General features: G+C 63.5%; 23 protein-coding genes. 20 read left to right on the forward strand and 3 right to left on the reverse strand.

Features of this window, described 5'->3' with window-relative positions; translation table 11 throughout:
• Positions 1-23 precede the first annotated feature (23 nt).
• From ACZIRK_RS17560 to ACZIRK_RS17595, 8 genes are all read left to right on the forward strand, one after another.
• Positions 24-1,457 carry a mannose-1-phosphate guanylyltransferase/mannose-6-phosphate isomerase gene (locus ACZIRK_RS17560; protein ID WP_463327807.1) on the forward strand — a complete coding sequence of 478 codons (1,434 nt, stop codon included), beginning with the start codon at positions 24-26 and terminating at the stop codon, positions 1,455-1,457.
• A 79-nt stretch (positions 1,458-1,536) separates the two neighbouring features.
• Positions 1,537-2,328, forward strand: coding sequence for an FkbM family methyltransferase (locus ACZIRK_RS17565; protein WP_463327808.1), 792 nt, complete (start codon positions 1,537-1,539; stop codon positions 2,326-2,328).
• Between the two features lie 45 nt (positions 2,329-2,373).
• Entirely contained in the window at positions 2,374-3,693 is a 1,320-nt protein-coding gene (locus ACZIRK_RS17570) for a UDP-glucose dehydrogenase family protein (RefSeq protein WP_463327809.1), read from the forward strand.
• 435 nt (positions 3,694-4,128) lie between these two features.
• Positions 4,129-6,444, forward strand: a complete 2,316-nt coding sequence (locus ACZIRK_RS17575; RefSeq protein WP_463327810.1) for a bifunctional salicylyl-CoA 5-hydroxylase/oxidoreductase — start codon at positions 4,129-4,131, stop codon at positions 6,442-6,444.
• Positions 6,441-7,223 carry an SDR family NAD(P)-dependent oxidoreductase gene (locus ACZIRK_RS17580; protein WP_463327811.1) on the forward strand — a complete coding sequence of 261 codons (783 nt, stop codon included), beginning with the start codon at positions 6,441-6,443 and terminating at the stop codon, positions 7,221-7,223. Before ACZIRK_RS17575 ends, ACZIRK_RS17580 begins: the two co-directional genes overlap by 4 nt.
• 23 nt (positions 7,224-7,246) lie before the next feature.
• The gene (locus ACZIRK_RS17585) at positions 7,247-8,086 is read left to right on the forward strand and encodes an enoyl-CoA hydratase family protein (RefSeq protein WP_463327812.1); all 840 of its coding nucleotides are present in this window, start codon (positions 7,247-7,249) and stop codon (positions 8,084-8,086) included.
• A 21-nt stretch (positions 8,087-8,107) separates the two neighbouring features.
• On the forward strand, positions 8,108-8,503 hold the full coding sequence (locus ACZIRK_RS17590; RefSeq protein ID WP_463327813.1) for a RidA family protein: 396 nt from the start codon (positions 8,108-8,110) through the stop codon (positions 8,501-8,503).
• Positions 8,504-8,708: 205 nt separating this feature from the next.
• Complete coding sequence (locus ACZIRK_RS17595) at positions 8,709-9,950, forward strand: flavin-dependent oxidoreductase (RefSeq protein ID WP_463327814.1); 1,242 nt, start codon at positions 8,709-8,711, stop codon at positions 9,948-9,950.
• A 180-nt stretch (positions 9,951-10,130) separates the two neighbouring features.
• On the opposite strand, the gene ACZIRK_RS17600 is transcribed toward ACZIRK_RS17595, so the two are convergent.
• Both ACZIRK_RS17600 and ACZIRK_RS17605 read right to left on the reverse strand, forming a co-directional pair.
• Complete coding sequence (locus ACZIRK_RS17600; RefSeq protein WP_463327815.1) at positions 10,131-10,583, reverse strand: cupin domain-containing protein; 453 nt, start codon at positions 10,581-10,583, stop codon at positions 10,131-10,133.
• Between the two features lie 16 nt (positions 10,584-10,599).
• Entirely contained in the window at positions 10,600-11,766 is a 1,167-nt protein-coding gene (locus ACZIRK_RS17605; protein WP_463327816.1) for an ABC transporter substrate-binding protein, read from the reverse strand.
• Between the two features lie 267 nt (positions 11,767-12,033).
• On the opposite strand from ACZIRK_RS17605, the gene ACZIRK_RS17610 reads away from it, so the two are divergent.
• The 3 genes from ACZIRK_RS17610 (at position 12,034) to ACZIRK_RS17620 (ending at position 15,122) form a co-directional block, all read left to right on the forward strand.
• Complete coding sequence (locus ACZIRK_RS17610) at positions 12,034-12,528, forward strand: MarR family winged helix-turn-helix transcriptional regulator (RefSeq protein WP_028165273.1); 495 nt, start codon at positions 12,034-12,036, stop codon at positions 12,526-12,528.
• Complete coding sequence (locus ACZIRK_RS17615) at positions 12,525-13,346, forward strand: alpha/beta hydrolase (protein WP_463327817.1); 822 nt, start codon at positions 12,525-12,527, stop codon at positions 13,344-13,346. Before ACZIRK_RS17610 ends, ACZIRK_RS17615 begins: the two co-directional genes overlap by 4 nt.
• 132 nt (positions 13,347-13,478) lie before the next feature.
• Positions 13,479-15,122 (forward strand): benzoate-CoA ligase family protein, encoded by a 1,644-nt coding sequence (locus tag ACZIRK_RS17620; RefSeq protein ID WP_130229947.1) that lies wholly within the window; start codon positions 13,479-13,481, stop codon positions 15,120-15,122.
• 11 nt (positions 15,123-15,133) lie between these two features.
• On the opposite strand, the gene ACZIRK_RS17625 is transcribed toward ACZIRK_RS17620, so the two are convergent.
• Positions 15,134-16,036, reverse strand: coding sequence for a LysR family transcriptional regulator (locus ACZIRK_RS17625; RefSeq protein ID WP_130229945.1), 903 nt, complete (start codon positions 16,034-16,036; stop codon positions 15,134-15,136).
• A 158-nt stretch (positions 16,037-16,194) separates the two neighbouring features.
• On the opposite strand from ACZIRK_RS17625, the gene ACZIRK_RS17630 reads away from it, so the two are divergent.
• The 9 genes from ACZIRK_RS17630 (at position 16,195) to ACZIRK_RS17670 (ending at position 24,374) form a co-directional block, all read left to right on the forward strand.
• Positions 16,195-17,415, forward strand: a complete 1,221-nt coding sequence (locus tag ACZIRK_RS17630) for an amino acid ABC transporter substrate-binding protein (RefSeq protein ID WP_463327818.1) — start codon at positions 16,195-16,197, stop codon at positions 17,413-17,415.
• A 35-nt stretch (positions 17,416-17,450) separates the two neighbouring features.
• Positions 17,451-18,317, forward strand: coding sequence for a branched-chain amino acid ABC transporter permease (locus tag ACZIRK_RS17635; protein ID WP_463327819.1), 867 nt, complete (start codon positions 17,451-17,453; stop codon positions 18,315-18,317).
• Positions 18,314-19,249 (forward strand): branched-chain amino acid ABC transporter permease, encoded by a 936-nt coding sequence (locus ACZIRK_RS17640; protein WP_028165279.1) that lies wholly within the window; start codon positions 18,314-18,316, stop codon positions 19,247-19,249. Before ACZIRK_RS17635 ends, ACZIRK_RS17640 begins: the two co-directional genes overlap by 4 nt.
• Positions 19,242-19,991: an ABC transporter ATP-binding protein gene (locus tag ACZIRK_RS17645; protein WP_463327820.1), complete on the forward strand. Its 750-nt coding sequence runs from the start codon at positions 19,242-19,244 to the stop codon at positions 19,989-19,991. Before ACZIRK_RS17640 ends, ACZIRK_RS17645 begins: the two co-directional genes overlap by 8 nt.
• Positions 19,975-20,715: an ABC transporter ATP-binding protein gene (locus ACZIRK_RS17650; RefSeq protein ID WP_463327821.1), complete on the forward strand. Its 741-nt coding sequence runs from the start codon at positions 19,975-19,977 to the stop codon at positions 20,713-20,715. Before ACZIRK_RS17645 ends, ACZIRK_RS17650 begins: the two co-directional genes overlap by 17 nt.
• A gap of 45 nt (positions 20,716-20,760) precedes the next feature.
• Positions 20,761-21,516 (forward strand): 2-amino-5-chloromuconate deaminase CnbZ, encoded by a 756-nt coding sequence (gene cnbZ, locus ACZIRK_RS17655; RefSeq protein ID WP_463327822.1) that lies wholly within the window; start codon positions 20,761-20,763, stop codon positions 21,514-21,516.
• 325 nt (positions 21,517-21,841) lie between these two features.
• Positions 21,842-23,437: a flavin monoamine oxidase family protein gene (locus ACZIRK_RS17660; protein ID WP_463327823.1), complete on the forward strand. Its 1,596-nt coding sequence runs from the start codon at positions 21,842-21,844 to the stop codon at positions 23,435-23,437.
• A complete protein-coding gene (locus tag ACZIRK_RS17665; RefSeq protein ID WP_463327824.1) occupies positions 23,434-23,859 on the forward strand; it encodes a c-type cytochrome in 426 nt (141 codons plus the stop codon). The genes ACZIRK_RS17660 and ACZIRK_RS17665 overlap by 4 nt, the downstream gene beginning before the upstream one ends.
• 23 nt (positions 23,860-23,882) lie before the next feature.
• A complete protein-coding gene (locus ACZIRK_RS17670) occupies positions 23,883-24,374 on the forward strand; it encodes a RidA family protein (protein WP_463327825.1) in 492 nt (163 codons plus the stop codon).
• The last annotated feature ends 3 nt before the right edge of the window (positions 24,375-24,377 follow it).

Genomic DNA, 24,377 nt, shown 5'->3' on the forward strand with positions numbered 1-24,377 from the left:
ATCACAACAAGGGGAGCGACAGAATGCTGCAGCCACGCGGCCGCATAGTCCCAGTTCTTTTGTCGGGCGGAACCGGCTCACGGCTCTGGCCGCTGTCGCGCGAGAACCAGCCGAAGCAACTGCTCGCGCTGCTCGGCGAGAAGACCTTGCTGCAGCAGACGGCGAACCGTGTGACGGAGCCGTCGCTGTTTGCCGATCCGATGGTGATCGCCAATGCCGAGCATCGCTTTGCCATTGGCGAGCAGCTGCGCGCGGCCGGCATCGCCAATCCGACCATGGTGCTGGAGCCGTTCGGACGAAATACGGCGCCGGCGGTCGCGATCGCGGCGCTTCTCGCCAGCGAGGTTGATCCCGGCGCGGTGATCCTGGTGACGCCGGTCGACCACTGGGTGCGCGATCACGCGGCGTTCCGCGCCGCGATCGCGAGCGGGCTACCGGCGGCGCGCCGTGGACAGTTTGTTCTGTTCGGCCTCAAGCCGACCGGGCCTGCGACCGGATATGGCTACATCCGCATGGGCGGCGGGATCGCCGATCTTCCCGAAATCCGCAAAGTCGCGGGCTTCGTCGAGAAGCCCGACGCCGTGACCGCGGAGCGCTTGCTGGCCGGCAATGATTATCTGTGGAACAGCGGAATCTTCCTGCTGCCCGCACGCGCCTTCATCGATGAACTGGCGCGGTGCGAGCCCGCGATTCTGGATGCCTGCCGCGCGGCGCTGGCCGGCGCGACGCGCGATCTCGATTTCCTGCGATTGGAAGAAAAGGCATTCGAGTCCTGCCCGTCCATCTCCGTCGACTACGCGGTGATGGAAAAGACCGACAAGGCCATGGTGGTGCCCGCCAGTTTTGACTGGAGCGACGTCGGAAGCTGGTCGGCACTGTGGACCATGGGCGAGAAGGACGCATCCGGCAATGTCGTGATCGGCGATGCGGTGGCCGAGGACAGCTCCGGCTGCTACGTGCGGGGAGACGGCCCGCTGGTTGCCGCCCTCGGCGTCGAGGATCTCGTCATCACCGCTTCGCCCGACGTGGTGCTGGTGACCAAACGCGAGCGCGCCCAGGATGTCGGCAAGCTGGTGGAGCGGTTGAAGGCCAACGGCCATCGCGCCGCGACGCAGACCCACAGCGTGCACCGTCCGTGGGGTTACTACACGTCGATCCATGCCGGCGACCGCTTCCAGGTCAAGCGCATCACTGTCAACCCGGGCGCCAAGCTGTCGCTGCAGAAACATTTTCACCGCGCCGAGCATTGGGTGGTGGTGAACGGCACCGCGATCGTCACGCGGGACGACGAGGAGGTGCTGCTCCGCGAGAACGAATCGATCTTCGTTCCGCTCGGCTGCATGCATCGCCTGGAAAATCCGGGCAAGGTTCCGCTCAACCTGATCGAGGTGCAGTCGGGCACGTATCTTGGGGAGGACGACATCGTCCGGGTGCAGGATATCTACCACCGGGTGTGACGTGGCGGCCGCAAGCCAATCCGGTGGGCGGCGTCCCGGAGTATCCTATCCGCATCAACACATAACGGAGGGAATGGACATGGGTGCCAAGCAGCAGGCCAAGGATCTCTTGAAGGATGCATTCCCATCGATCTGGCTGCAGTGGCACTTTATGCATCGTCCGAAATCGGCGGAGCGGGAACTTTCCTATCTCGACAAGATTATCCCGGACGATGCGGTCACGGTCGACATCGGCGCCAATTGCGGGCTCTACACGCGAAAGCTGGCGCGGCTTTCCCGCGAGGTCCACGCCTTCGAACCCTCGCACGACATGGCGCGCCTGCTGCGGCGGACATCTGCTTCAAACGTCAGCGTGCACGAGATCGCGCTGTCGGACCACGAAGGTGACGCGGAACTCTTCATTCCGCGCGGCGACACGGGTTTGGTCCACGGCCTTGCCTCTCTTGAGCGGCGTGTGATGGCGTCGGCCGATCCGATCGTCGCCGCCCATGTGCCGATGGCGCGACTGGATTCGGTGATGCATCAAGAGGTCGCCTTCGTGAAGATCGACGTGGAAGGGCATGAGCTCAACGTCCTCAACGGCGCCGTCGAGCTCCTGGAGCGCTGCCAGCCGGTGTTCCTGGTGGAAGCAGAGGATCGTCACCGGCCGGCCGCGACGGAATCGGTGTTCGATTTCTTTCGGCAACGGTTCTATCGTGGTTTCTTCCTGAAGGAAGGCGATGTGATCGACGTCGAAAAGTTCGATGTCGAGGAGCTGCAGGATGCGGCGGCGCTCGAGGCGGATGGTGGCCGCAAGGAAGGGCGGTTCTACATCAACAATTTCTTCTTCTTCCCGCAGCATCTCGATGGCGAGTCGATGCTGGTCAAATGATGACCCGTGCGGCCGCTGCGATCATTTGGTCAGACAGGATAAGTCATGCATATCACGATGGTCGGCGCCGGTTATGTCGGACTGGTGTCGGGGGCGTGTTTCGCCGACTTCGGGCACTACGTCGTTTGCGTCGACAAGGATGAAAAGAAGATCGCAGCGCTGAACAAGGGCGAGATACCGATCCACGAGCCCGGTCTTTCGGAGCTGGTGGCGAGAAACATCGCGCAGGGCCGGCTGGCCTTCGTGACCGACTTGAAGGGAGCGGTCAGCCGTTCCGAAGTCATCTTCATCGCGGTCGGCACCCCGTCCCGCCGCGGCGACGGCCACGCCGATCTTTCCCATGTCTACGCCGCGACGCGCGAAATCGCCGCGGCCTTGCCGGAGTCGGCAGTCGTGGTGACGAAGTCGACCGTCCCGGTCGGCACCGGAGACGAGGTCGAGCGCATCATCCGCGAGGAGAAAAAGGACGCAAAATTCGCCGTCGTCTCCAATCCCGAATTCCTGCGGGAAGGGGCCGCGATCCAGGACCTCAAGCACCCTGACCGCATCGTCATCGGCACGGAGGATGCCTTTGCGAGGGAGGTGATGGCGGAAGTCTATCGTCCGCTGCATCTCAACACCTCGCCGATCCTCTACACCAGCCGCCGCACCGCGGAGCTGACGAAATATGCCGCCAACTCATTCCTTGCGACCAAGATCACCTTCATCAACGAGATCGCCGATCTTGCCGAGAAGGTCGGCGCCAATGTCCAGGAGGTCGCCCGCGGCATCGGGCTCGACAACCGTATCGGCTCGAAATTCCTGCATGCCGGTCCGGGCTTCGGCGGCTCCTGCTTTCCCAAGGATACGCTGGCGCTGATCAAGACCGGCCAGGACCACGAGGCCCCGCTGCGGATCGTCGAGACGGTGGTGTCGGTGAACGACCAGCGCAAGCGCGCCATGGCGCGCAAGGTGGCGAATGCCTTCGGCGGCAACATCCGCGGCAAGACCATCGCCGTGCTCGGCGTCACTTTCAAGCCGAACACCGACGACATGCGCGATGCGCCGTCGATCCCGCTGATCACGGCGCTGCAGGATATGGGCGCGACGATCCGTGCCTTCGATCCGGTCGGGATGGAGCAGGCCAAGAAGGTGTTCGAGAACGTCACCTTCTGCCGCGACGCTTATGATTGCGCGCGCGGAAGCCATGCGATCGTGATCGTGACGGAATGGGAGCAGTTCCGCGCGCTCGACCTGAAGAAGATGGCAACGATCATGGCAACACCCGTGATCGTCGATCTCCGCAACATCTATTCGCCCGAGGATGTGACGCGGAACGGTTTTCATTACTGCGGCGTCGGCCGGCCGAAGCCGCTGGCGTATTAGCGCAATCGCCGATCAGGTTGAAAGGTCGCCCCGGCGAAGCTGCGCTCCCTCTCCGGCTTGCGGGGGAGGGCTGGGGTGGGGGTGCCTCCGCATTGGGGCTCCCCGAGTGGAGAGAGCCCTCACCCGGCGCTACGCGCCGACCTCTCCCGCAAGCGGGAGAGGTGAAGATTCAGCGCCGGCCTCCAATCCGTGGAGGCCGGCGTTTTGCTTTCGGCTGCAGGCCTGACTCCCAAGTCACTCCTCGGTCTTCATCTCCAGCCCCAAGTCGCGCCAAAATCGCCGTTCCTGGGCAAAAAGAACGGCACGATCACCCGTTTGCCGGGCTGGTGGTGTCTCACTCTCGCTTGACAAAACTATTTTAAGCATAAAATATCTCCTGACTTCGGCTCCTGGGAACGCTCAGATCCTCCGACGGCCGATGGTGAGGAGACAGCCATGCGCATCGTCTGCATCGGGGGCGGGCCGTCCGGGCTCTATTTCGGCATCCTGATGAAGATGCTCGATCCGGCGCACCGGATTTCGGTGGTCGAGCGCAACCGCCCCTACGACACTTTCGGTTTCGGCGTCGTGTTTTCGGATGCGACCATGGACAACATGCGCAAATGGGATCCGGTCACGGCGGATGCGATCGAGCAGGCTTTCAACCACTGGGACGATATCGAGGTCCTGATCAAGGGTCGCCGGATGCGCACCACCGGCCACGGCTTTGTCGGCATCGGCCGCAAGCGCCTGCTCAACATATTGCAGGCGCGCGCCGAGGAACTCGGCGTCGAACTGGTCTTTGAGCGCGAGGTCGAGTCCGATCTCGAATTTCCGGATGCCGACCTGATCGTTGCCGCCGACGGCGTGAACTCGAAGATCCGCACGCGCTATGCCGAAAGCTTCCAGCCCGACATCCTGATGCGGCCGAACCGCTATATCTGGCTCGGCACCAACAAGCGCTTTGATGCCTTCACCTTCGACTTCCGCAAGACCGAGCACGGCTGGTTCCAGGCGCATATCTACAAGTTCGAGGAGGGCGCGGCGACTTTCATCGTTGAGACCACGGAGGAGGCGTTCCTTGCGCATGGTCTCGACAAGCTCGATCAGGACGACTCCATCGCGTTCTGTGAGAAGATCTTCGCCGAAATTCTCGATGGCCATCCGCTGGTCTCCAATTCGCGGCATCTGCGTGGCTCGGCCTGGCTTTCCTTCCCGCGATTGATCTGCGGCAAGTGGACCGCGTTCAACGGCAACAGCCAAGTCGTGGTGATGGGCGATGCCGCGCATACCGCGCACTTTGCGATCGGATCGGGGACCAAGCTTGCGCTCGAGGATGCGATCGAACTGACCAACCAGTTCAAGCAGCTCGGCGCGACGCTGGACAAGATCCCATCGGTGCTCGCGGCCTACGAGGAGCTTCGCCGTGTCGATGTCGCGCGGATCCAGAATGCCGCGCGCAATGCCATGGAGTGGTTCGAGGTGGTCGGTGCGCGCTACGCCGACACGCTGGAGCCCGAGCAGTTCATGTATTCGCTGCTGACGCGCTCGCAGCGCATCAGCCACGAGAATCTGCGGCTTCGCGACAAGACATGGCTCGAAGGCTATGAGCGCTGGTTCGCCGAACGCGCCGGGCTGCCGGATTCCAATGATCGCGTGGCGCCGCCGATGTTGACGCCGTTCCGCATCCGCGGCTTATCATTGCCCAACCGCATCATCTGCTCGCCGATGGCAATGTATTCGGCAGAAGAGGGCGTGCCGAACGATTTCCATCTGGTGCATTTCGGCGCCCGCGCGCTCGGCGGCGCCGGGCTGATCTTCACCGAGATGACCTGCGTATCGCCGGAGGCGCGGATCACGCCGGGCTGCTGCGGATTGTGGAACGACGAGCAGGCGAAGGCCTACAAGCGCATCGTCGATTTCGTCCACGCCAATAGCGCGGCCAGGATTGGCATTCAGCTTGGCCACTCCGGACGCAAGGGTTCGACCCGCGTGGCCTGGGAGGGAATGGACGAGCCGCTTGCCGAAGGAAACTGGCCGCTGGTGTCGGCCTCAGCCGTTCCCTATCTGCCCGACGGTCAGACGCCGGAGCCGATGACGCGCGCCGAACTGGTTGAGGTGCGCGAGCAGTTCGTCGCCGCGGCGCGGCGTGCGGTGCGGGCCGGCTTCGACATCCTCGAACTGCATTGCGCCCACGGTTACCTGCTGTCGAGCTTCCTCTCGCCGCTCACCAACCGCCGGACGGACGAATATGGCGGCAGCATCGAGAACCGCGCGCGCTATCCGCTGGAGGTATTTCGGGCGATACGTGACGTGTGGCCGCAGGACAAGCCGATCTCGGTGCGCCTGTCATGCCATGACTGGGCCGAGGGCGGCAACACGCCGGATGATGCGCTTCAGTTCGCAAGGCTGTTCAAGCAAGCCGGCGCCGACCTGATCGATTGCTCCTCGGGCCAGGTCTGGGCTGACGACCATCCGGTCTATGGCCGGCTCTATCAGACGCCGTTTGCCGACAAGATCCGCAACGAGGTCGGCATTGCGACCATTGCGGTCGGCGCGATTTCCGAGGCCGATCACGCCAATTCCATCATCGCCGCCGGCCGCGCCGATCTCTGCGCTATCGCGCGCCCGCATCTTGCGGATGCGGCCTGGACGCTGCACGAGGCCGCTAAGATCGGCGTGAAGTCGATTGCCTGGCCGAAGCAGTATCTCTCCGGCAAGCCGCAATATGAGGCCAATCTGGAGCGCGCGGCAGCGGGAGCGAAAGCATGACCCGGAATTTCTGGCCCGACGCGCATGCGCTAGTCACCGGTGGCGGCTCCGGCATCGGCGCGGCCACGGCACGAGCGCTGGCCGAAGCCGGCGTACGCGTGAGCGTTGCAGGCAGGAGGCCGGATGCGCTTGCCGAGACTGCGGCGTCCATTGGGGCGCGTGCCGGCGCGGTTCTGCCTGTCGATGTGACCGATGAAGTCGCGGTCGCCGAGGGCATCAAGCGGATTGAGGCCGAGGCCGGCCCGATCGACATTCTCGTCAACAATGCAGGCAGGGCATTGAGCGCGCCGTTCGAGAAGACGGATGCCGCTCTGTGGTCGGACATGCTGGCGAGCAATCTCTCCAGCGTGTTCCTGGTGACTCATGCGGTGCTGCCCGGCATGGCGCAACGTGGCCGCGGGCGCGTCATCAACGTATCGTCCACGGCGGGCCTGACCGGCTACGCTTACGTCTCGGCCTATGTCGCCGCCAAGCACGGCGTGGTCGGGCTGACGCGCGCGCTCGCGCTCGAATATGCGCGCCGCGGCGTCACCGTGAATGCGATCTGTCCGGGCTATACGGATACTCCGTTAGTGGCGGAGGCGGCCGCCAACATCGTCGCCAAGACCGGCCGCAGCGAAGCCGAAGCACGCGCAGCCCTGGCGAAAGTCAATCCGATGCAGCGGCTGGTGACGCCTGAGGAAGTCGCGGACACCATTCTTTGGCTCGCTTCCTCTAGCTCATCGTCCATCAATGGACAGGCCATTGCCGTCGCAGGCGGCGAGGTCTTCACGGGATAAAAGAAACGCCCAAGGAAAAAATCATGTCTGAGATGAAAGCAAAGCTCCTGCCGTTCAAGGACTATCAGGCGCGCCATTTCAAATGGGCAACCGATGACGATGCCCGCGTCGCCACGATCACGCTGAATCGGCCGGACAAGAAGAATCCGCTGACGTTCCAGTCCTACGAGGAACTGCGCGATCTCTTCCGCGATCTCGCCTACGCCTCAGATGTCCGCGCCATCGTGCTGACCGGGGACGGCGGCAATTTCTGCTCCGGCGGCGACGTGTTCGAGATCATCGAGCCGCTGACGCGGATGGCGATGCCGGACCTGATCGCGTTCACGCGCATGACCGGCGATGTCGTGAAGGCGATGCGCAAATGCCCGCAGCAGATCGTCGCCGCAATCGACGGCATCTGTGCCGGCGCCGGCGCGATGTTGGCGCTCGCCTCCGATCTGCGGCTGGCGACGCCGCAGGCCAAGACCGCCTTCCTGTTCACGCGCGTGGGCCTCGCCGGCGCCGACATGGGCGCGTGCGGATTGTTGCCGCGGGTGATCGGTCAGGGCCGCGCCGCTGAGTTGCTTTACACCGGCCGGGCTATGAGCGCGGAAGAGGGATTTGCCTGGGGCTTTCACAACCGACTGGTGCCGACGGCGGAGCTACCTGCCGCGGCCTACGATCTCGCCCGCTCGCTCGCCGACGGTCCGTGGTTCGCGCATGGCATGACCAAGACGATGTTCAACCAGGAATGGGCGATGGGCATCGACGAGATAGTGGAGTCGGAAGCGCAGGCGCAGGCGATCTGCATGGCGACCGGCGATTTCCGCCGCGCCTTCGAGGCGTTCGCCGCCAAGAAGAAACCGGTCTTCGAGGGGAATTGAGCCTTTGACGGGAATAAGCACATGATCGAACTCCTGCAGCCCGAAGGCTGGGCCCAGCCGGTCGGCTATGCCAATGGCGTTGCCGCGCGCGGCAAGATGATCCTTGTCGCCGGCCAGATCGGCTGGAACGCGCAATGCGTGTTCGAGACCGACGACCTCGTGGAGCAGATCGGGCAGACCCTGCGCAACGTCGTCGCGGTCGCCGCCAGCGGCGGCGCAAAGCCGGAGCATATCGTGTCGATGACCTGGTTCCTGCTCGACCGCCGCCAATATTCCTCCCGGTTAGAGGAGATCGGCGCCGTCTACCGCGACATCATGGGCCGCCGCTTCCCGGCGATGACGGCGGTCCAGGTCTCCGGCCTGATCGAGGATCGCGCCAAGGTCGAGATCCAGGCGATCGCGGTGGTTCCGGATTGAGGTGGTGAGAGCGTTAACCTTAAGCGCGCTCCACCTCCAACAAACCCGCTTGCGACGCCGGTTTGGACCATGCGACGCTGGTGCGTCGAGCGAATGCTTTCGTCATGGCCGGGCTCGTCCCGGCCATCCACGTCCTTGGTTCAGCGAGGACGGACGTGGATGCCCGGCGCAAGGCCGGGCATGACGTCGCGAGTGGAGTAGGGCGATGAAGGCGATTATCGTCGGCGGCGGGATTGGCGGGCTCACCACGGCGCTGATGCTGCGGGCCCGTGGCATTACTTGCGAATTGTTCGAGCAGGCGGAGACGATCCGCGAGCTCGGGGTCGGCATCAACACTTTGCCGCATGCAATCCGCGAACTCGCCGGGCTTGGCCTGCTTGACGCGCTCGACAAGGTCGCGATCCGGACCCATGAACTGTTCTACCTGACGCGCCATGGCCAGCAGGTCTGGCATGAGAAGCGCGGGCTGGACGCCGGCCACGACGTGCCGCAATTCTCCATCCATCGCGGCCGTCTGCAGGGCGTCATCCATCAGGCTGTGGTCGAGCGGCTTGGCGGCGAGGCGATCCACACCGGCTGCCGGCTCGGCGCGTTCACGCAGGATGAAGGCGGCGTCACGGCCTATTTCTTCGATCGTGCGGGGGCACATATGCACACCGCTCGCGCTGATATCCTGATCGGCGCCGACGGCATCCACTCGAAAGTGCGCGAGACGCTGTTTCCGAACGAAGGCCCGCCGTGCTGGAACGGCCTGATGCTGTGGCGCGGTGCCGCCGACTGGCCCGCGTTCCTGACCGGCCGCTCGATGATCATCGCCGGGGGCCTGAACGCCAAGGCCGTGATCTATCCGATCGCGGAAGGCTCGAGCCCGGCCAGCCGTCTCACCAATTGGGCGGTGATGGTGCGGATCGGCGATGGCGCGTCACCGCCGCCGCGCCGCGAGGGCTGGTCGAATCTCGGCAGGCGGGAAGAGCTGATGCCGCATGTCACAGGCTTCTCGATCCCGCAGGTGGACTTTGCAGCGCTGGTCGGCGCCACGCCGGAATTCTGGGAGTATCCGTGCTGCGACCGCGATCCCTTGCCCTATTGGACGAGCGGGCGCGTCACCTTGCTCGGCGATGCCGCGCATCCGATGTATCCGGTCGGCTCCAACGGCGCCTCGCAGGCCATCCTCGATGCGCGGTGTCTCGCGGATGCGCTGGCGCGGTCGGAGCATCCACGTCAGGCGCTGGCCGCCTATGAACGCCAGCGCCTGCCGATGACTGCCGACATCGTCGCCTCCAACCGCCGCGGCGGGCCGGAGGGCGTGATCGATGCGGTCGAGCAGATCGCCCCGCAGGGGTTTACGGATATCGATACCATCCTCAGCTACGAGGCCCGCGAAGCAATCGTGCGCGGCTACGCCGCCAAGGCCGGCTTCGCCGCCCGCGTGGTGGCGCGGCAGTAGCTCGGTGCCCACCTCTCCCCAGCGGGGAGCGGTCGGATCGCATCGTCAGATGCGATCCGGGTGAGGGGGGCGGTGTCCATGAGGGAGCGAAACCTCTCACCCGGCGCTTCGCGCCGACCTCTCCCTTCGGGAGAGGTGAAAAGCCACGCTCGCGTCGATTCGAGCAAATATCATCCTGCGTTACGCCGGAGGCGGCGGCAGGAAGTGGATGTTGTACTCGGCGGCGAGTTTCACCACGTCATCCGGATTCTGCTCCCGCATGTTGTGGATCGCCCAGAACAGGTCATAGAGCCGGCGCGTCGGCGACACCCAGAACAGCGTCTTCGCCGCCTGCTGTGACTTGTTGAAGATGCCGTGCGGCTTGCCCATCGGCAGGCGCACGAGATCGCCTGGCGTCGCCGATTCATCGGCGCCGTCGAGCATGAAGTCGAGCTTGCCTTCGAGGATGTAGAGATATTCGTCCTGGTCGGGATGGATGTGCGGCGGCACGAAGGTGCCGGGCGGAAACGTCGCGTGCCAGGAGAACGAATGCTCGGTGCGGTTCTTCGGCACATAGGTCTGGCCGAGGATGTTCCAGGTGATGCCCTGCATGCCCTCGTTGGCGCGGGTGATGCCCGCGATCTCGTCCTTCATTGTTCCACTCCCTCGTTTACTTGCCTGAGCAATCCTTGGCGTAACGGTCGCCGTAATTCTCGAACACCTTTTGTACGATCTCGGTCTGGAACTTTCCATCAGGACGTTTGGCGACCTGGGTCAGATAGAAGTCCTGGATCGGATAGCCGTTGGCGTTGAACTTGAAGCCGCCGCGAAGCGAAACGAAATCGGCCTTCTTCAGCGCCGCCGCGACCGCCTCCTTGTTGGAGAGGTTGCCGTTCACCGCTTTCACCGCGCTGTCGATCAAGAGCGCCGCATCATAGGCTTGCATGGCGTAGGTGCCGGGCACGCTCTTGTAGGCGGCTTCATAGGCCGCCACGAACTTCTTGTTCTGGGGATTGTCGAGGTTGGGCGCCCAGTTGGCGCCGCCGAACATGCCGACCGCCGCATCCTGCTGCGCCGGCAGCGTGGATTCATCGACCGTGAAGGCCGATAGCACGGGCACGGTGGCGCCGGCCTGCCTGTACTGCTTCACCAGATTGACGCCCATGCCACCCGGCATGAAGGTGAACAGCGCATCCGGCTTCAGCGAGGAGATTTTTGTCAATTCGGGCTGAAAGTCGAGCGTGTTAAGTGGCGTATAGGATTCGTCGACGATCTCGCCCTTGTAGTCGAGCTTGAAGCCGGCCACCGAGTCGCGTCCGGCCTGGTAGTTCGGCACCAGGAGATAGACCCGCTTGTAGCCGCGATCCTGTGCGACTTTGCCGAGGATCTCATGCACCTGGTCGTTCTGATAGGAGGTGACGTAGAAGAACGGGTTGCATTCCTTGCCGGCGTAGCTCGAGGGCCCGGCATTGGGCGAGATCAGGAACGTCTTGTTCTCGGTTACGGGGCGGTGGATCGCCTGCAGGATGTTGGAGAAGATCGGCCCGACCACAAAATCGACCTTGTCGCGCTCCAGGAGCCCGCGCACCTTGCTCACCGCGCCATCCGGCTTGAGCTCGTCGTCGACATTGACGACCTCGACCTCGCGGCCCGCCATCTTGCCGCCGAGATCCTTGATCGCCAGCGCAAAGCCGTCGCGCGCCTGTTGGCCGAGCACCGCGGCGGGCCCCGACGTCGTCACGATGACGCCGATCTTGATCTTCTCCTGCGCCAGCGCAGGTCCGGCAGCAAGGGCGAACAGCGCCGCCAGTCCTGCCAACTTCAATGCCCGTTTCATGGTCTGTCCCCGCGCCAACAAAGATCAAAATCCCGCGCCACAGCTTATTCTGACGACGGCAAGCGCCGCAAGCGAATGCCTCGCCGCGTCTCGACCGCCAGCGGATCGTATGCAAGCCCGCATGCAAGCGCCGCGCCAAATTGCTTGAAGCTTAAAGAGATCCCGCGATATCATGGAGCATCGCTCATTCAGCTTGCGATATGCCGCGAATTGCTTGAAGGTCAAAACGATCGGCTGCGATTGGCGCCGCGAAAGGCGTGACTACCCATGATGCTTGATTCCGAGACAAAAGCGGTCGAACTGCCGGAGGATCACGGCACCGAGCTTCGGCTCTGGCTTCGGCTCCTGACCTGCACCACACTGATCGAGGGCGAGGTGCGCAGCCGTCTTCGCGAGCGCTTCGACGTTACGTTGCCGCGCTTCGACCTGATGGCCCAGCTCGACAAGGTGCCTGATGGCATGACGCTGTCCGACCTCTCCAAGCGGATGATGGTGTCGAACGGCAATGTGACCGGTCTGGTCGAACGGCTGGTGGAATCCGGTCATCTCGACCGCCGCACCTCGGAGACCGATCGGCGCGTGCAGTTCATCCGGCTGACAAAGCTCGGCCGCGCCGAGTTCCGCAAGATGGCCGCCGAGCACGAGACCTGGATCGCCGATGTCTTCGCCGACCTCTCGCGCAAGGATATCAGCGAATTGATGCGGCTGCTCGCCAAGACAAAGGCGTCGGCGCAGCGATCGGCCAAAGCGCGGACGCCATGAGCGGCGTGGCTGGGGTCGACTACGAGGTCGAATACAACAACCGCGCGCGGGTACCGGAACATCCCGCGCTGATCGAAGGCTGGGCCAGGGACGCGGCCGCCTATCGCGCGCAGCATGCGCCGCGCCGCATCGCCTACGGCCCGGGCAATCGCCACACCATTGATTTGTTTGAAAGCGGCGAGGGGCCGATCGTCGTCTTCATCCACGGCGGCTATTGGCAGGCGCTCGACGGCTCCTTCTTCAGCCATTGCGCGCGCGGGCTCAATGCCCACGGAGTCACGGTTGCCGTGCCAAGCTACGATCTCTGTCCCACTGTCACCATTGCCGACATCATCGGCCAGATGCGAGATGCCTCGCGCGTATTGGCTCGGCTTGGCCGACCGCTGGTGGTGAGCGGCCATTCCGCGGGCGGGCATCTCGCCGCCTGCATGCTCGCGACCGATTGGCCGGCGCTCGATGCGTCGCTGCCGAAGCGGCCGGTCATATCCGCCTATTCGATCTCGGGCCTGTTCGAGCTCGCGCCGCTGGTCGAAACCTCGATCAACAAGGCATTGCGTCTGGATGCCGCGGCGGCCGAGACTGCAAGTCCGCTGTTCTGGCGGCCGCCGGCCGGAACAGCGCTGGATGCGGTGGTCGGCGAAACCGAAAGCGCCGAATATCATCGGCAAAGCCGCACCATCGTCGAACAATGGGGCGCGGCCGGCGTTGCCACCCGCTTCGGCGTCGTCGCCGCTGCCAATCATTTCACCGCGATCGCGCCGCTCGCCGACCAGGACTCGGCGATGGTCGCGCGGCTGCGCGAATTGGCGAAGGCCTGAACATTCCGGCGAAGCGCAAAATCGGCTCTTGCGTGAAATTGTTTTAAGTATAAAATTGTTGCCGGATACGCTGCCGGGCGTCCTCGATGTGTGATCGTGAGCATTCTTGCTGGAAAGCGAGGGGCGATGGATATGGCAGTTCTTGCACCGAAGCTGGGCCCTTCCGCCCATGTCGACACGTTCACGCGCGACAATCTTCCGCCATTCCATCAATGGCCGGACCTGCTGCTCGACCGGCCTGAATTTCAATATCCAGAATATCTCAATGCCGCGGTCGAACTGACCGACCGCATGGTCGAGAAAGGCTTTGGCGACCACACTGCGCTGATCGGCAACGGCCGCCAGCGCACCTACAAGGAATTGACCGACTGGTCCAACCGCCTTGCGCATGCGCTGGTCGAGAACTACGGGGTCAAGCCCGGCAACCGCGTGCTGATCCGCTCCGGCAACAATCCGGCCTTCGTCGCCGCCTGGCTCGCCGCGACCAAGGCCGGCGCCGTGGTCGTCAACACCATGCCGATGCTCCGCGCCGGCGAACTGGCGAAGATCGTCGATAAGGCCGAAATCTCGCTGGCGCTAACTGATAGCCGTATCGCCGACGAACTTGTCGCCTGTGCCAAGACCAGCAAATTCCTCAAGCAGGTCGTCAATTTCGACGGCACGCAGAATCACGACGCCGAGCTCGACCGCGTCGCATTGAGCAAGCCGGTGCGGTTCGACGCGGTCAAGACCGGCCGCGATGACGTGGCGCTATTAGGATTCACATCGGGCACGACCGGCGAGCCGAAGGCGACGATGCATTTCCACCGCGATCTCCTGATCGTCGCGGACGGCTATGCGAAGGAAGTGCTTGGGGTCACCGAGAACGACGTCTTTGTCGGCTCGCCGCCGCTGGCCTTCACGTTTGGCCTCGGCGGGCTTGCGATCTTTCCTTTGCGGTTCGGCGCCACCGCGACGCTGCTGGAAAACGCCGCGCCGAACCAGATGGTCGAGATCATCGAGACCTACAAGGCCACGATCTGCTTCACCGCGCCGACCGCCTACCGTGCGATGATGGCCGCGATGGACAACGGCGCCGATCTGTCATCGCTGCGCATCGCTGTTTCCGCCGGCGAGACGTTGCCGGCGCCGGTGTTCGAAAGCTGGACCAGGAAGACCGGTAAGCCGATTCTCGACGGCATCGGCAGCACGGAGATCCTGCACATCTTCATCACCAACCGGATCGGCGATGCCGTGGCGGGCACGACCGGACATCCGGTTTCCGGCTATGAGGCAAAAATCGTCGACGACGACATGAACGAGTTGCCGCCCGGCAAGGTCGGTAAACTCGCGGTGCGCGGCCCGACCGGGTGTCGCTATCTCGCGGACGCGCGCCAAACCAAATATGTGCGCGATGGCTGGAACCTGACCGGCGACGCGTTCGTGCGCGACGAGAATGGCAGGCTCTCCTTCGTCGCCCGCGCCGACGACATGATCATTTCTTCCGGCTACAACATCGCAGGTCCCGAGGTCGAGGCCGCGCTGCTGACACATCCAGATGTCGCGGAATGTGCGGTGGTCGGGCAGGTCGATGAAGAGCGCGGGCAGATCGTCTCGGCCTATGTCGTGCTGAAGCAGGGCTGCCGCTGCGATGAGTTGCAGGTCAAGCTCCTGCAGGATCACGTCAAGGCCAGGATCGCGCCGTACAAATATCCCCGCGCCATCAGCTTCGTCGATGCGCTGCCGAAAACGCAGACCGGCAAGATCCAGCGCTTCAAACTGCGCAAAGCGAGCTGAGCTCGGACAATTCAGTCCTGCTCTTCACGCATTCGGCCGATCAGGAGGTCGGCCACCAGCCGGCAGGACGGCGACAGGTTTCGGCTCGCCAGCCGGACCATGGTGACCTGCGTCGCCTCCAGCCGCTTGTCGCGTAGCGGCACGGCAACGAGCAGGCCCGCCTCCAGCGCCTGCACCGCGGCCACACGCGGCAAGAAGGTGGCGAGATCGGTGCGCGCGGCAAGCCTTTGTGCGAAGGCGAGCGAGTTGGTCTCGGTGCACACCTCGAGCCTGACCTTGGCCTGCGCGCAGGCGCGATCGACCTCCTGACGAATGCCGAAGGACGGATCGGGAACCACGACGCGTAGCCCTGCGAGTTCCTTCACCGTGCAGCTCGCCTTGTTCGCCAACGGATGGCGTGGCGAGACGATCAGGCACAGCGACTGCCGCATTCGCCCGAGCTCGATCAGGTCGCTGCGCGGCGCGCGGCCGAACACGAAGCCGAGGTCAGCATCGTTATGGCCAACCTTCTCGGCCACGTCGCGCGAGCCCACCATTGTCATCGAGATCGAGATGCCCGGATAGTCGCCGGCAAGGTCAACGGCGAAATTCGACAGGAAGCTCATCAGCATGCCCTCGACGGTGGCGATCCTGACCTGTCCACGCCGCGAGCTGTCGAATTCCTGCACCTTGACGCGAATGCCGTCGAGCTGATTGCGGTTCTCGACCGCGTAGCGGTACAGCAAATGGCCGGCGCCGGTGAGCTGCATCCCGCGCGGGCCGCGCTCGAACAGCTTTGCCGATAGCTCCTCCTCGATCGCCTGCATCTGCCGGCTGATCGCGCTCGGCGCGATCCGCAGCGTAGCAGCCGCTTGCTTGATCGAGCCGCATTGAGTGACCTCTCGGAAATATCGGATGGCGGCTGACTCGATCATGCGGCGTTCGTCCTCCTGTCGGTCTGCCCAACAAGATGGCAGGCGCTGACCAGGGATCGAATTATTCGACCTCAGACCTCTAATTTCAATGCTTTTATTCGAATGCGGGATTTGCCATGATTTTTCCATTCGGTCTGGCCGCCATGGAGAAATATTCTATGAATAAGTCTTGGGTCACTCGTTGCGCGCGTCTTGCAGCCCCAATATGGGCGGCAGCGGTTCTCTCCGGCGCGCTGGCTTCTAACGCGTCGGCCGAGGACGTCATCCGTTTCGGGGCCCCGCTGCCGATCACCGGCCCGCTCGCGCCGGAGGCGATCAAGCAGCAGCAGGGCTATGATCTCTGGGCCGAGGAAGCGAACAAAGCCGGCGGCATTTCCGTCGGCGGCAAGAAATACAAGGTGGAGATCGTCTACGCCGACTATCAGTCGAACACGCCGCGCGCGGTGCAGGCGACCGAGCAGATGATCACCCAGGGCAATGTGAACTTCATGTTCGGCGCCTTCGGCTCCGGCGCGGCCAAGGCGGCCAGCACCGTATCCGAGAAGTACAAGGTGCCGACGCTGGCGGCGACTGCATCCTCGGTCCAGGTCTACGACCAGGGCTACAAATATCTGTTCGGCACCTTCACGCCGAACGACACGCTGACGACACCGCTGACCCAGATCATCAAGGCCAAGGTGCCCGAGGTGAAGAAGGTCGCCATCCTCGCACGCAACGACCTGTTCCCGCTCGCGATCGCGCAGGAAATGGAGAAATCGGCCAAGGCGAACGGCTTCGACCTCGTCTATTTCGAGAAATATGCGATCGGCACGCTCGATCACTCGGCGGCGCTGTCGCAGATCAAGTCGCTGGCGCCGCAATGGATCTTCGTCACCGGTTACATCAACGACCTGCTCCTGGTGCGCAAACAGATGGTCGACCAGGAGATGAAGGCGCCGGTCGTCACCATGATCGCCGGTCCCGCCTACCAGGAATTCATCGAGTCCGGTGGCAAGACCGCCGAGAACATCACCAGCGCCTCCTGGTGGCATCCGGCCGCGCGATATGAGGGCAAGGACATCTTCGGCTCAACCGAGAATTTCGTGAAGCTGTTCAAGACCAAGTACAAGAGCGAGCCGGACTATGGCCAGGCGTCGGCGGCGTTGTGCGGCGCGCTGTTCCAGATGGCGATCGAAAAGGCCGGCTCGCTCGATCGCGACAAGGTACGCGACGAACTCGCCAAGCTCGACGTGGTGACTTTCTTCGGCCCCGTCAGGTTTGGTGCCAACGGCCAGATCAACTCGCTCGACCCGCCGGTCTTCCAGATCCAGGGCGCCAAGCCCGTGGTGCTGTTCCCGGAAGCCATCAAGCAGGGCGACTTCAAGGTCGGCGTCAATTGATGACCACCGTCATTTAGCTCGATTAGGCATCCCTCATGCACGCAGCCCAGATCCTGGTGAACGCCGTCGTTCTCGGCTGCCTTTATGCCTGCATCGCGATCGGCTTCTCGCTGGTCTGGGGCGTGCTCAACGTCATCAACCTGATCCACGGCTCCTTCATCGTGCTCGGCGCTTATCTCGCCTACGGGCTCTACAACGCGCTGCACATCTCGCCCTGGTACTCGGTCGCGGTCGCTGCGCCGCTGTTCTTCGTGCTCGGCTACCTCCTGCAGCGGCTGTTGCTCAACCGCGTGATCACCGCCCCCGTGCTGGTGACGCTGACGATGACGTTCGGGCTCGACCTGATCCTGAACAACGCGATGATCTATTTCTTCAAGGCTGATTACCGCAAGCTGACGCTGACGCCGTCGCTCGGCTCGGTGTCGATCTTCGATGTGGTGGTTCCGGTCGATCGTCTGATCGCGACGGTCTCCGCGCTGGCGCTGACCGGATTGCTCTATCTCCTGCTGCGACGCTCGCGCGTCGGGCGCGCCATTGTCGCGGTGCGGCTCGACCGCGACGCGGCGGTGTTGATGGGCGTCGACGTCAAGTCGATCTACGCGGTTGCGTTCGGCCTCGGCGCAGCACTCGCCGGCTGCGCCGGCGTGCTGATGGCGCTGATCTTTCCGATCTCGCCGTTGACCTCGTCGGGCTATCTCGGAAAAGCCTTCGTGGTCTGCGTGCTCGGCGGCCTCGGCAGCGTCTCGGGCGCGCTCGCGGGCGGGCTGCTGCTGGCGCTGGTCGAAGGGATCGGCTCGACGTTCTTCGGCCCAGCTCACGCGACTACGCTGTCCTTCATCCTGCTCATCGTCTTCCTGATCCTGCGCCCGCAGGGGCTCCTTGGCCGGAAGGGTTTTGAATGACGAAGTCGAATATCGCTCTGCTTGTCCTGCTCGCGGTCGTCGCATCGCTGCCGCTGTTTGGCGGCGCCTATGCGCTGCGGCTCGGCACCATCGCCTGCATGTATGCGATCCTCGCGCTGTCCTGGAACGTGGTCGGCGGCTTTGCCGGCTATCCCTCCTTTGCGACCGCCGCCTTCTTCGGCTTCGGCGCCTACACCACGGGCGTGCTGCTGGGCAAAGGATTGCCGCTCTGGCTTGGCGTCGTCATCTCCGCGGTCGCCGCCTTGTTGATCACGGCGGCACTTGGCGCGGCTCTGCTGCGCCTGCGCGGACATTACTTTGCGATCGCAAGCCTCTCGCTGGTCGAGGTGCTGCGCGAGCTCGTCAATAATGCCACCGATCTCACCGGCGGCGGCATGGGCCTCAACATCCCCCTGGTGTCTGGCTCCGGCGTGCTCGCGGAGGCGATGTTCTTCTTTTACGCTATGTGGATCCTGCTGCTGCTCACCGCGCTGATGGTGATGGCCGTCGCTGGCTCGAAGCTCGGCTTCGGGCTCGCCTGCATCCGCCAGAACGAGACCGCTTCCAGCATGGTCGGCCTCAACACCACGCTCTACAAGAGTATCGCCTTCGGCCTGTCGGCCTGCTTCGTCAGCGCGGCCGGCGGAGTCTATGCCGCCTGGGTGCACTATATCGATCCGTCCGATGTCTTCGACATCCTCTATTCCGTGAAGCCGATTGTAATGGCGCTGATGGGCGGCCTCGGCTCGCCGCTCGGCGTTGCCTGCGGCGCATTCCTCTATCTCGGATTAGAGGAGGTGGTCTGGCGCAACTACATCCAAATCCACACCGGCGTGCTCGGGCTGATCATCGTCCTCTTGCTGCTGTTCCTGCCGCATGGCCTGATCTCATTGCGGCCATCCAACCTTTGGCGACGGGTCAAGCATGTCTGAGATCCTTCGCCTCGAAAACGTATCAAGGCATTTCAGCGGCCTGCAGGCGCTGCGCGACGTCACGCTCACCGTCAACAAAGGCGAGGTGCTCGGCCTGATCGGACCAAACGGCGCCGGCAAGACCACGCTGGTCAACACCATCTGCGGCGTCACGCCGGCCAATTCGGGGAAGATCGCTTTCGACGGCAATGACATTACGCGCATCAAGACCTATCAGGCGGCGCGGCTCGGCCTGTCGCGCACCTTCCAGATCGTGCAGCCATTTGCCGAATTCACCGCGCTCGATAATGTCGCCGCCGCCGCGCTGTTCTCGCAGCCGGGTCAAAGCCTGAAGGTGGCGCGCGAGCAGGCAATGGCCCATCTGGTCTATGTCGGCCTCGAGTTGCAGGCCAATCACCCTGCTGCGACGCTGACGCTCGCCATGCGCAAGCGGCTGGAGCTTGCGAAAGCGCTCGCGATGAATCCGAAACTGCTGTTCCTCGACGAGGTCAATGCCGGTCTCAACAGCGCCGAGGTCGAGCGCGCGACCAAGCTGATCCATGAGCTTGCCGCCAGCGGCATCACCATCGTGATGATCGAGCACCTGATGAAGGTGGTGCTCAATGTCTGCACGCGCATCGCGGTGCTGCACAACGGTGCGCTGATCGCCGATGGCGCGCCGCGCGAGGTAATCGAGAATCCCGCTGTCGTCGAGGCCTATCTCGGCCAGCAATATGCCAAACGGAATGCCGCCCGTGGCTAGCTCCCTGATCCTCGAACTGAAAGGGCTGTGCGCCGGCTATGGCGAGATCCAGGTGCTGTGGGGCATCGATCTCGACGTTCGCCGCGGCGAGATCACCGCATTGATCGGCTCCAACGGCGCCGGCAAGACCACGCTGATGCGGGCATTGTCGGGCCTGATCCCGACGACGGCGGGCAGTTATTTCTCGGAAGGCCGCGATCTCACCGGCGACACCGCCGCCGGGATCCTTGCTCACGGCATCGTGCATGTGCCGGAGGGGAGGCGGCTGTTCGGCGCGATGAGTGTCGAGGAGAACCTGCTGATGGGCGCCTATTTGCGCGACGCCGGCCGCGCCGAGATCAATCGCGACCTCGATCAGGTCTATGCCACGTTCCCGAAGCTGCGCGAGCGGCGGCGGCAGGCGGCGGCGACCTTGTCCGGCGGCGAGCAGCAGATGTGCGCGATCGGCCGCGGCCTGATGAGCGCGCCGCTGCTGTTGATGATCGACGAGCTTTCGCTCGGGCTTTCGCCCTTGCTGGCCGAGCAACTCGTGGCGGCGCTGCGCGAGCTCAACGCTGGCGGCACGTCGATCCTGCTGGTGGAGCAGGACGTCACCATCGCGCTCGATCTCTGCCACCGCGCCTTTGTCATGGACATGGGCCGTATCGTGCGAAGCGGTTCGGGAAGCGACCTGCTTGCCGATCCGATCGTTCGCGATGCCTATCTCGGCGTTCTCCACGAATGACCGAACCCGGGCTTTTCTAGCCCCTTTACGTTGCAAAGAGGTGTCATGATTACGACCATCGAGGTTCAAGACGGCGGTTATCGCTTCATGCCAGGCGTCAGCCAGTATTCCTGCGGCATCGGCGCGCTACCCGGTTTCACCATCGAGCGCGTCCGTTTTGCCGATCCGGTGCCGCTGAAGGCGGGCTTTGTGCGGATCGCCGAAATCCTCAAGAATGCCGGCCGTCCTCTCACGGCGTTCGGCGCCTGCGAATTGCGCTCGCCCGCACCGTTCACCGAAGGGGGCTTTCGCGCCTTCAACGAGATCTACATCAAGACCCTGATCGAATGGGGCGTCATGAAGGACGGCATCAATCCGGTGGCGCGCAGCAATGTCTGCCCGAAGATCGATCCGCCGTCCGAGCCCTGCTTCCACGCCTTTTCCTACACGGTGCCGTTGCCGCAGGCCGCGTCGTCCTTCGTGGTCGCCGGCAGCGGCGAGTCGGCTGAAGGCAAGGCGAACTATCGCGATCACATCATCAGCCCCGGCGACGTCAGCCCGGCGGGCATGCTTGCCAAGGCAAAATGGGTGCTGGATGAGATGGAACGCCGCATGAGCGCGTTCGGCGGCACCTGGAAACAGACCACCGGCGTGCAGCTTTACACCGTGGAGGACGTCTATTCGATCCTGGAAAGCGAGCTCGGCCGCCGTGGCGTGTTCAGGAACGGCCTGACCTGGCATTTCAACCGCCCGCCGGTGGTCGGTCTCGACTACGAGATGGATTGCCGCTGCGTTCACATCGAAAAGGTGATCGCGGTGTGATGGCTTAGGTCGAACCGATTGAGGTTCTTCTCCCTCTCCCCGTTCTTACGGGGAGAGGGTTGGGGTGAGGGGCTCTCTCCGCAAATGTAGTGACAGACGGACTCGCGGAAGCTCCCCCTCACCCGAAATTCAAGCTTCGCTTGAATTTCGACCTCTCCCCGCACGCGGGGCGAGGTACAGCGGAGCTCCCCGCCCGATCTCGCATCACCGCGCCAACTCGCATCAAAAGCGCGTGTTGGCGCGCGTTCAACCGAGCCGCTTCCTTGACAGGTCAGGAGCCAAACCGTTTCTTTGCTACTCTCGATCTGGCCCGGCTGGGACGTCAATGCAAAGCGAAGCGGCAGTCATCAGGCGGCGTGATCTTTTCTCGTTGATCGGCGCGATGGCCGGCAGCGCGGCGATGTATCACGCGATGACCAGCCTGGGCTTTGCCTCCGAGTCGACTTACAAGGGGCCGATGAGGCTCGAAGGCGACCCGAAGGGCGCATCCGTCCTGATCCTCGGCGCGGGACTTGCCGGCATGAGCGCGGCGCTGGAGTTGCGCAAGGCGGGCTACAAGGTCCAGATCCTCGAATTCAACAACAGGGCGGGCGGCCGCAACTGGACGTTGCGCGGCGGCGACACGTTCGTCGAACTCGGCGGCTACAAGCAGACCTGCGAATTCGATCACGGTCTCTATGTCAATCCGGGCCCGTGGCGGATTCCCTACCACCACCGTGCATTGCTCGATTATTGCAGGCGGCTCGGGGTTGCGCTCGAACCCTTCATTCAGTTGAACCACAATGCTTATCTCCACGCCTCGCGAGCGTTTGGCGGCGAGCCGCAAAAAATCCGCGCGATCAAGGCGGATTTCCAGGGCCAGGTTTCCGAACTGCTCGCGAAAGTGACCCAGCAGGGCAAGCTCGACGAAGCGGTGTCCAAGGAAGATCAGGAGATCCTGCTGCAGGCGCTGCGCTCCTGGGGCGCACTCGATTCCGACTACAGGTACAATGCCAATCTCCTCTCGGCCGAGTTTCGCGGCTATGCGCGCGAGCCCGGCGGGGGCTTGAGTTCCGCGCCGCTGCCGAGCGATCCCGTCACCTTGTCGGATCTCTTGCGATCACGCGTCTGGCGCTACTTGCAGAGTTTTGCGCGCTACAATTTCCAGACCACGATGTTCCAGCCGGTCGGCGGCATGGACATGATCGGCAAGGCCTTTGCAAAAGAGGTCGGCGACCTCATCCGCTATAACGCCAAGGTGACGCAGATCCAGCAGAACGACCGCGGCGTCACGGTGAGCTATGTCGACACGACAAATCCGTCGACGGTGCTGCACGCAAAAGCGGACTGGTGCATCTGCACGATCCCGTTGTCGATCCTGAGCCAGATCCCGATCGACGTCGGCAGCCGCATGGAGGCCGCGATCGACGCCGTTTCCTATGCCGGCGCGGTCAAGATCGGCCTGCAGTTCAAGCGCCGCTTCTGGGAGGAAGACGAGGCGATCTATGGCGGCATCACCTATACCGACCTGCCGATCCGGCAGATCGCCTATCCCAATGAAGGCTTCAATCGCGCCGGACGCGGCGTGCTGCTCGGCGCCTATCTGTTCGAGGGTGCGAATGCCTATGAGTTCACCGCGATGACGCCGGCAGAACGGATCGCAAGCGCCGTCGAGTTCGGTTCCATGATCCATCCGCAATACAAACAGGAGTTCGAGAACGGCGTTGCGGTCGCCTGGCACCGCGTGCCCTTCACTCTCGGCTGCAGCGGCGAATGGACCGACGAGGGCAGGGTGAAGCACTACAAGGACCTGTGCCAGATCGACGGTCGGATCGTGCTGGCCGGCGAGCATGCATCCGATTTACCGGCCTGGCAGGAGGGGGCGATCCTGTCTTCGCTCGACGCCATTGCGCGATTGCACGAGCGGGTGGTGAAAACATGAGGCCGACGAAAGCCCATTTCGTTGCGCCAGGGGCAGGCGCCGTACTGCTCGCGTTCCTCCCTGCGGCCGCGGACTTCGCGCAGGACAACCCCGCCACGCGCCCGACCTTCAGCTCGGGCTACCGCTTCGTCGAAATGACCGGCGAGGAACTGTTCGCCAATGTCTGCCAGGGCTGCCACATGCGCGATGCCTCTGGCGCCGCCGGCGCCGGGGCCTATCCCTCGCTGATCGCCAACCGGAATCTTGCGACCTCCAGCTATGCCGTCCATCTCGTCGTCAACGGCCGGCGCGGCATGCCGGCCTTCGGCGACATGATGACCGATGGTCAAGTCGCCGCGGTTGTGAATTATCTCAGGACGCATTTCGGCAACAGCTATACGGATACGGTGACGGCCAGGGAAGTCGCAGAAGCGCGCCGCTGAAGCGCTGTTAAACGGGGGATCAGATGAAATTTCGCACGATGCCGCTAATAGCCTTGCTCTCGGCGATGGCTTCCGCGCCCGCGGAGGCCGAGATCGTCCGGCATCCAATTCCCAACTCGAATTTTCCGATCGCGCAATCGGTGCAGGTCACCGGCAACGCCACGATCTATTATATCAGTGGCCAGGTGCCGCCGGTGATCAACAAGGACGCCGATCCTTCGAGCCGGGACGCCTATGGCGACACCAAGACCCAGACCGTCGGCGTGCTCAACCGGATCAAGGGCATCCTTGACGGGCTCGGCCTCGGCATGGGCGATGTCATCAAGATGCAGGTGTTCCTGGTGCACAGCCCGAACGCGCCGATGGACTTCAAGGCCTTCATGGAAGGCTATACCCAGTTCTTCGGCGGCAGCCAGCCGAACCTGCCGGCGCGCTCGGTGGTCGGCGTTGCCTCGCTTGCCAATCCTGGCTTCCTGGTCGAGATCGAGGTGGTTGCGGCGAAGGACACTAAGTAATTC

The sequence above is a fragment of the Bradyrhizobium sp. Leo114 genome (assembly GCF_055229415.2).

Coding starts and splice junctions, on each gene's coding strand:
- ACZIRK_RS17610 (WP_028165273.1), top strand. CDS start 12,034: ATGATGCTTGATTCCGAGACAAAAGCGGTCGAACTGCCGGAGGATCAC.
- ACZIRK_RS17560 (WP_463327807.1), top strand. CDS start 24: ATGCTGCAGCCACGCGGCCGCATAGTCCCAGTTCTTTTGTCGGGCGGA.
- cnbZ (WP_463327822.1), top strand. CDS start 20,761: ATGATTACGACCATCGAGGTTCAAGACGGCGGTTATCGCTTCATGCCA.
- ACZIRK_RS17645 (WP_463327820.1), top strand. CDS start 19,242: ATGTCTGAGATCCTTCGCCTCGAAAACGTATCAAGGCATTTCAGCGGC.
- ACZIRK_RS17640 (WP_028165279.1), top strand. CDS start 18,314: ATGACGAAGTCGAATATCGCTCTGCTTGTCCTGCTCGCGGTCGTCGCA.
- ACZIRK_RS17605 (WP_463327816.1), bottom strand. CDS start 11,766: ATGAAACGGGCATTGAAGTTGGCAGGACTGGCGGCGCTGTTCGCCCTT.
- ACZIRK_RS17660 (WP_463327823.1), top strand. CDS start 21,842: ATGCAAAGCGAAGCGGCAGTCATCAGGCGGCGTGATCTTTTCTCGTTG.
- ACZIRK_RS17585 (WP_463327812.1), top strand. CDS start 7,247: ATGTCTGAGATGAAAGCAAAGCTCCTGCCGTTCAAGGACTATCAGGCG.
- ACZIRK_RS17580 (WP_463327811.1), top strand. CDS start 6,441: ATGACCCGGAATTTCTGGCCCGACGCGCATGCGCTAGTCACCGGTGGC.
- ACZIRK_RS17635 (WP_463327819.1), top strand. CDS start 17,451: ATGCACGCAGCCCAGATCCTGGTGAACGCCGTCGTTCTCGGCTGCCTT.
- ACZIRK_RS17595 (WP_463327814.1), top strand. CDS start 8,709: ATGAAGGCGATTATCGTCGGCGGCGGGATTGGCGGGCTCACCACGGCG.
- ACZIRK_RS17565 (WP_463327808.1), top strand. CDS start 1,537: ATGGGTGCCAAGCAGCAGGCCAAGGATCTCTTGAAGGATGCATTCCCA.
- ACZIRK_RS17650 (WP_463327821.1), top strand. CDS start 19,975: ATGCCGCCCGTGGCTAGCTCCCTGATCCTCGAACTGAAAGGGCTGTGC.
- ACZIRK_RS17665 (WP_463327824.1), top strand. CDS start 23,434: ATGAGGCCGACGAAAGCCCATTTCGTTGCGCCAGGGGCAGGCGCCGTA.
- ACZIRK_RS17615 (WP_463327817.1), top strand. CDS start 12,525: ATGAGCGGCGTGGCTGGGGTCGACTACGAGGTCGAATACAACAACCGC.
- ACZIRK_RS17570 (WP_463327809.1), top strand. CDS start 2,374: ATGCATATCACGATGGTCGGCGCCGGTTATGTCGGACTGGTGTCGGGG.
- ACZIRK_RS17630 (WP_463327818.1), top strand. CDS start 16,195: ATGAATAAGTCTTGGGTCACTCGTTGCGCGCGTCTTGCAGCCCCAATA.
- ACZIRK_RS17590 (WP_463327813.1), top strand. CDS start 8,108: ATGATCGAACTCCTGCAGCCCGAAGGCTGGGCCCAGCCGGTCGGCTAT.
- ACZIRK_RS17600 (WP_463327815.1), bottom strand. CDS start 10,583: ATGAAGGACGAGATCGCGGGCATCACCCGCGCCAACGAGGGCATGCAG.
- ACZIRK_RS17620 (WP_130229947.1), top strand. CDS start 13,479: ATGGCAGTTCTTGCACCGAAGCTGGGCCCTTCCGCCCATGTCGACACG.
- ACZIRK_RS17575 (WP_463327810.1), top strand. CDS start 4,129: ATGCGCATCGTCTGCATCGGGGGCGGGCCGTCCGGGCTCTATTTCGGC.
- ACZIRK_RS17625 (WP_130229945.1), bottom strand. CDS start 16,036: ATGATCGAGTCAGCCGCCATCCGATATTTCCGAGAGGTCACTCAATGC.
- ACZIRK_RS17670 (WP_463327825.1), top strand. CDS start 23,883: ATGAAATTTCGCACGATGCCGCTAATAGCCTTGCTCTCGGCGATGGCT.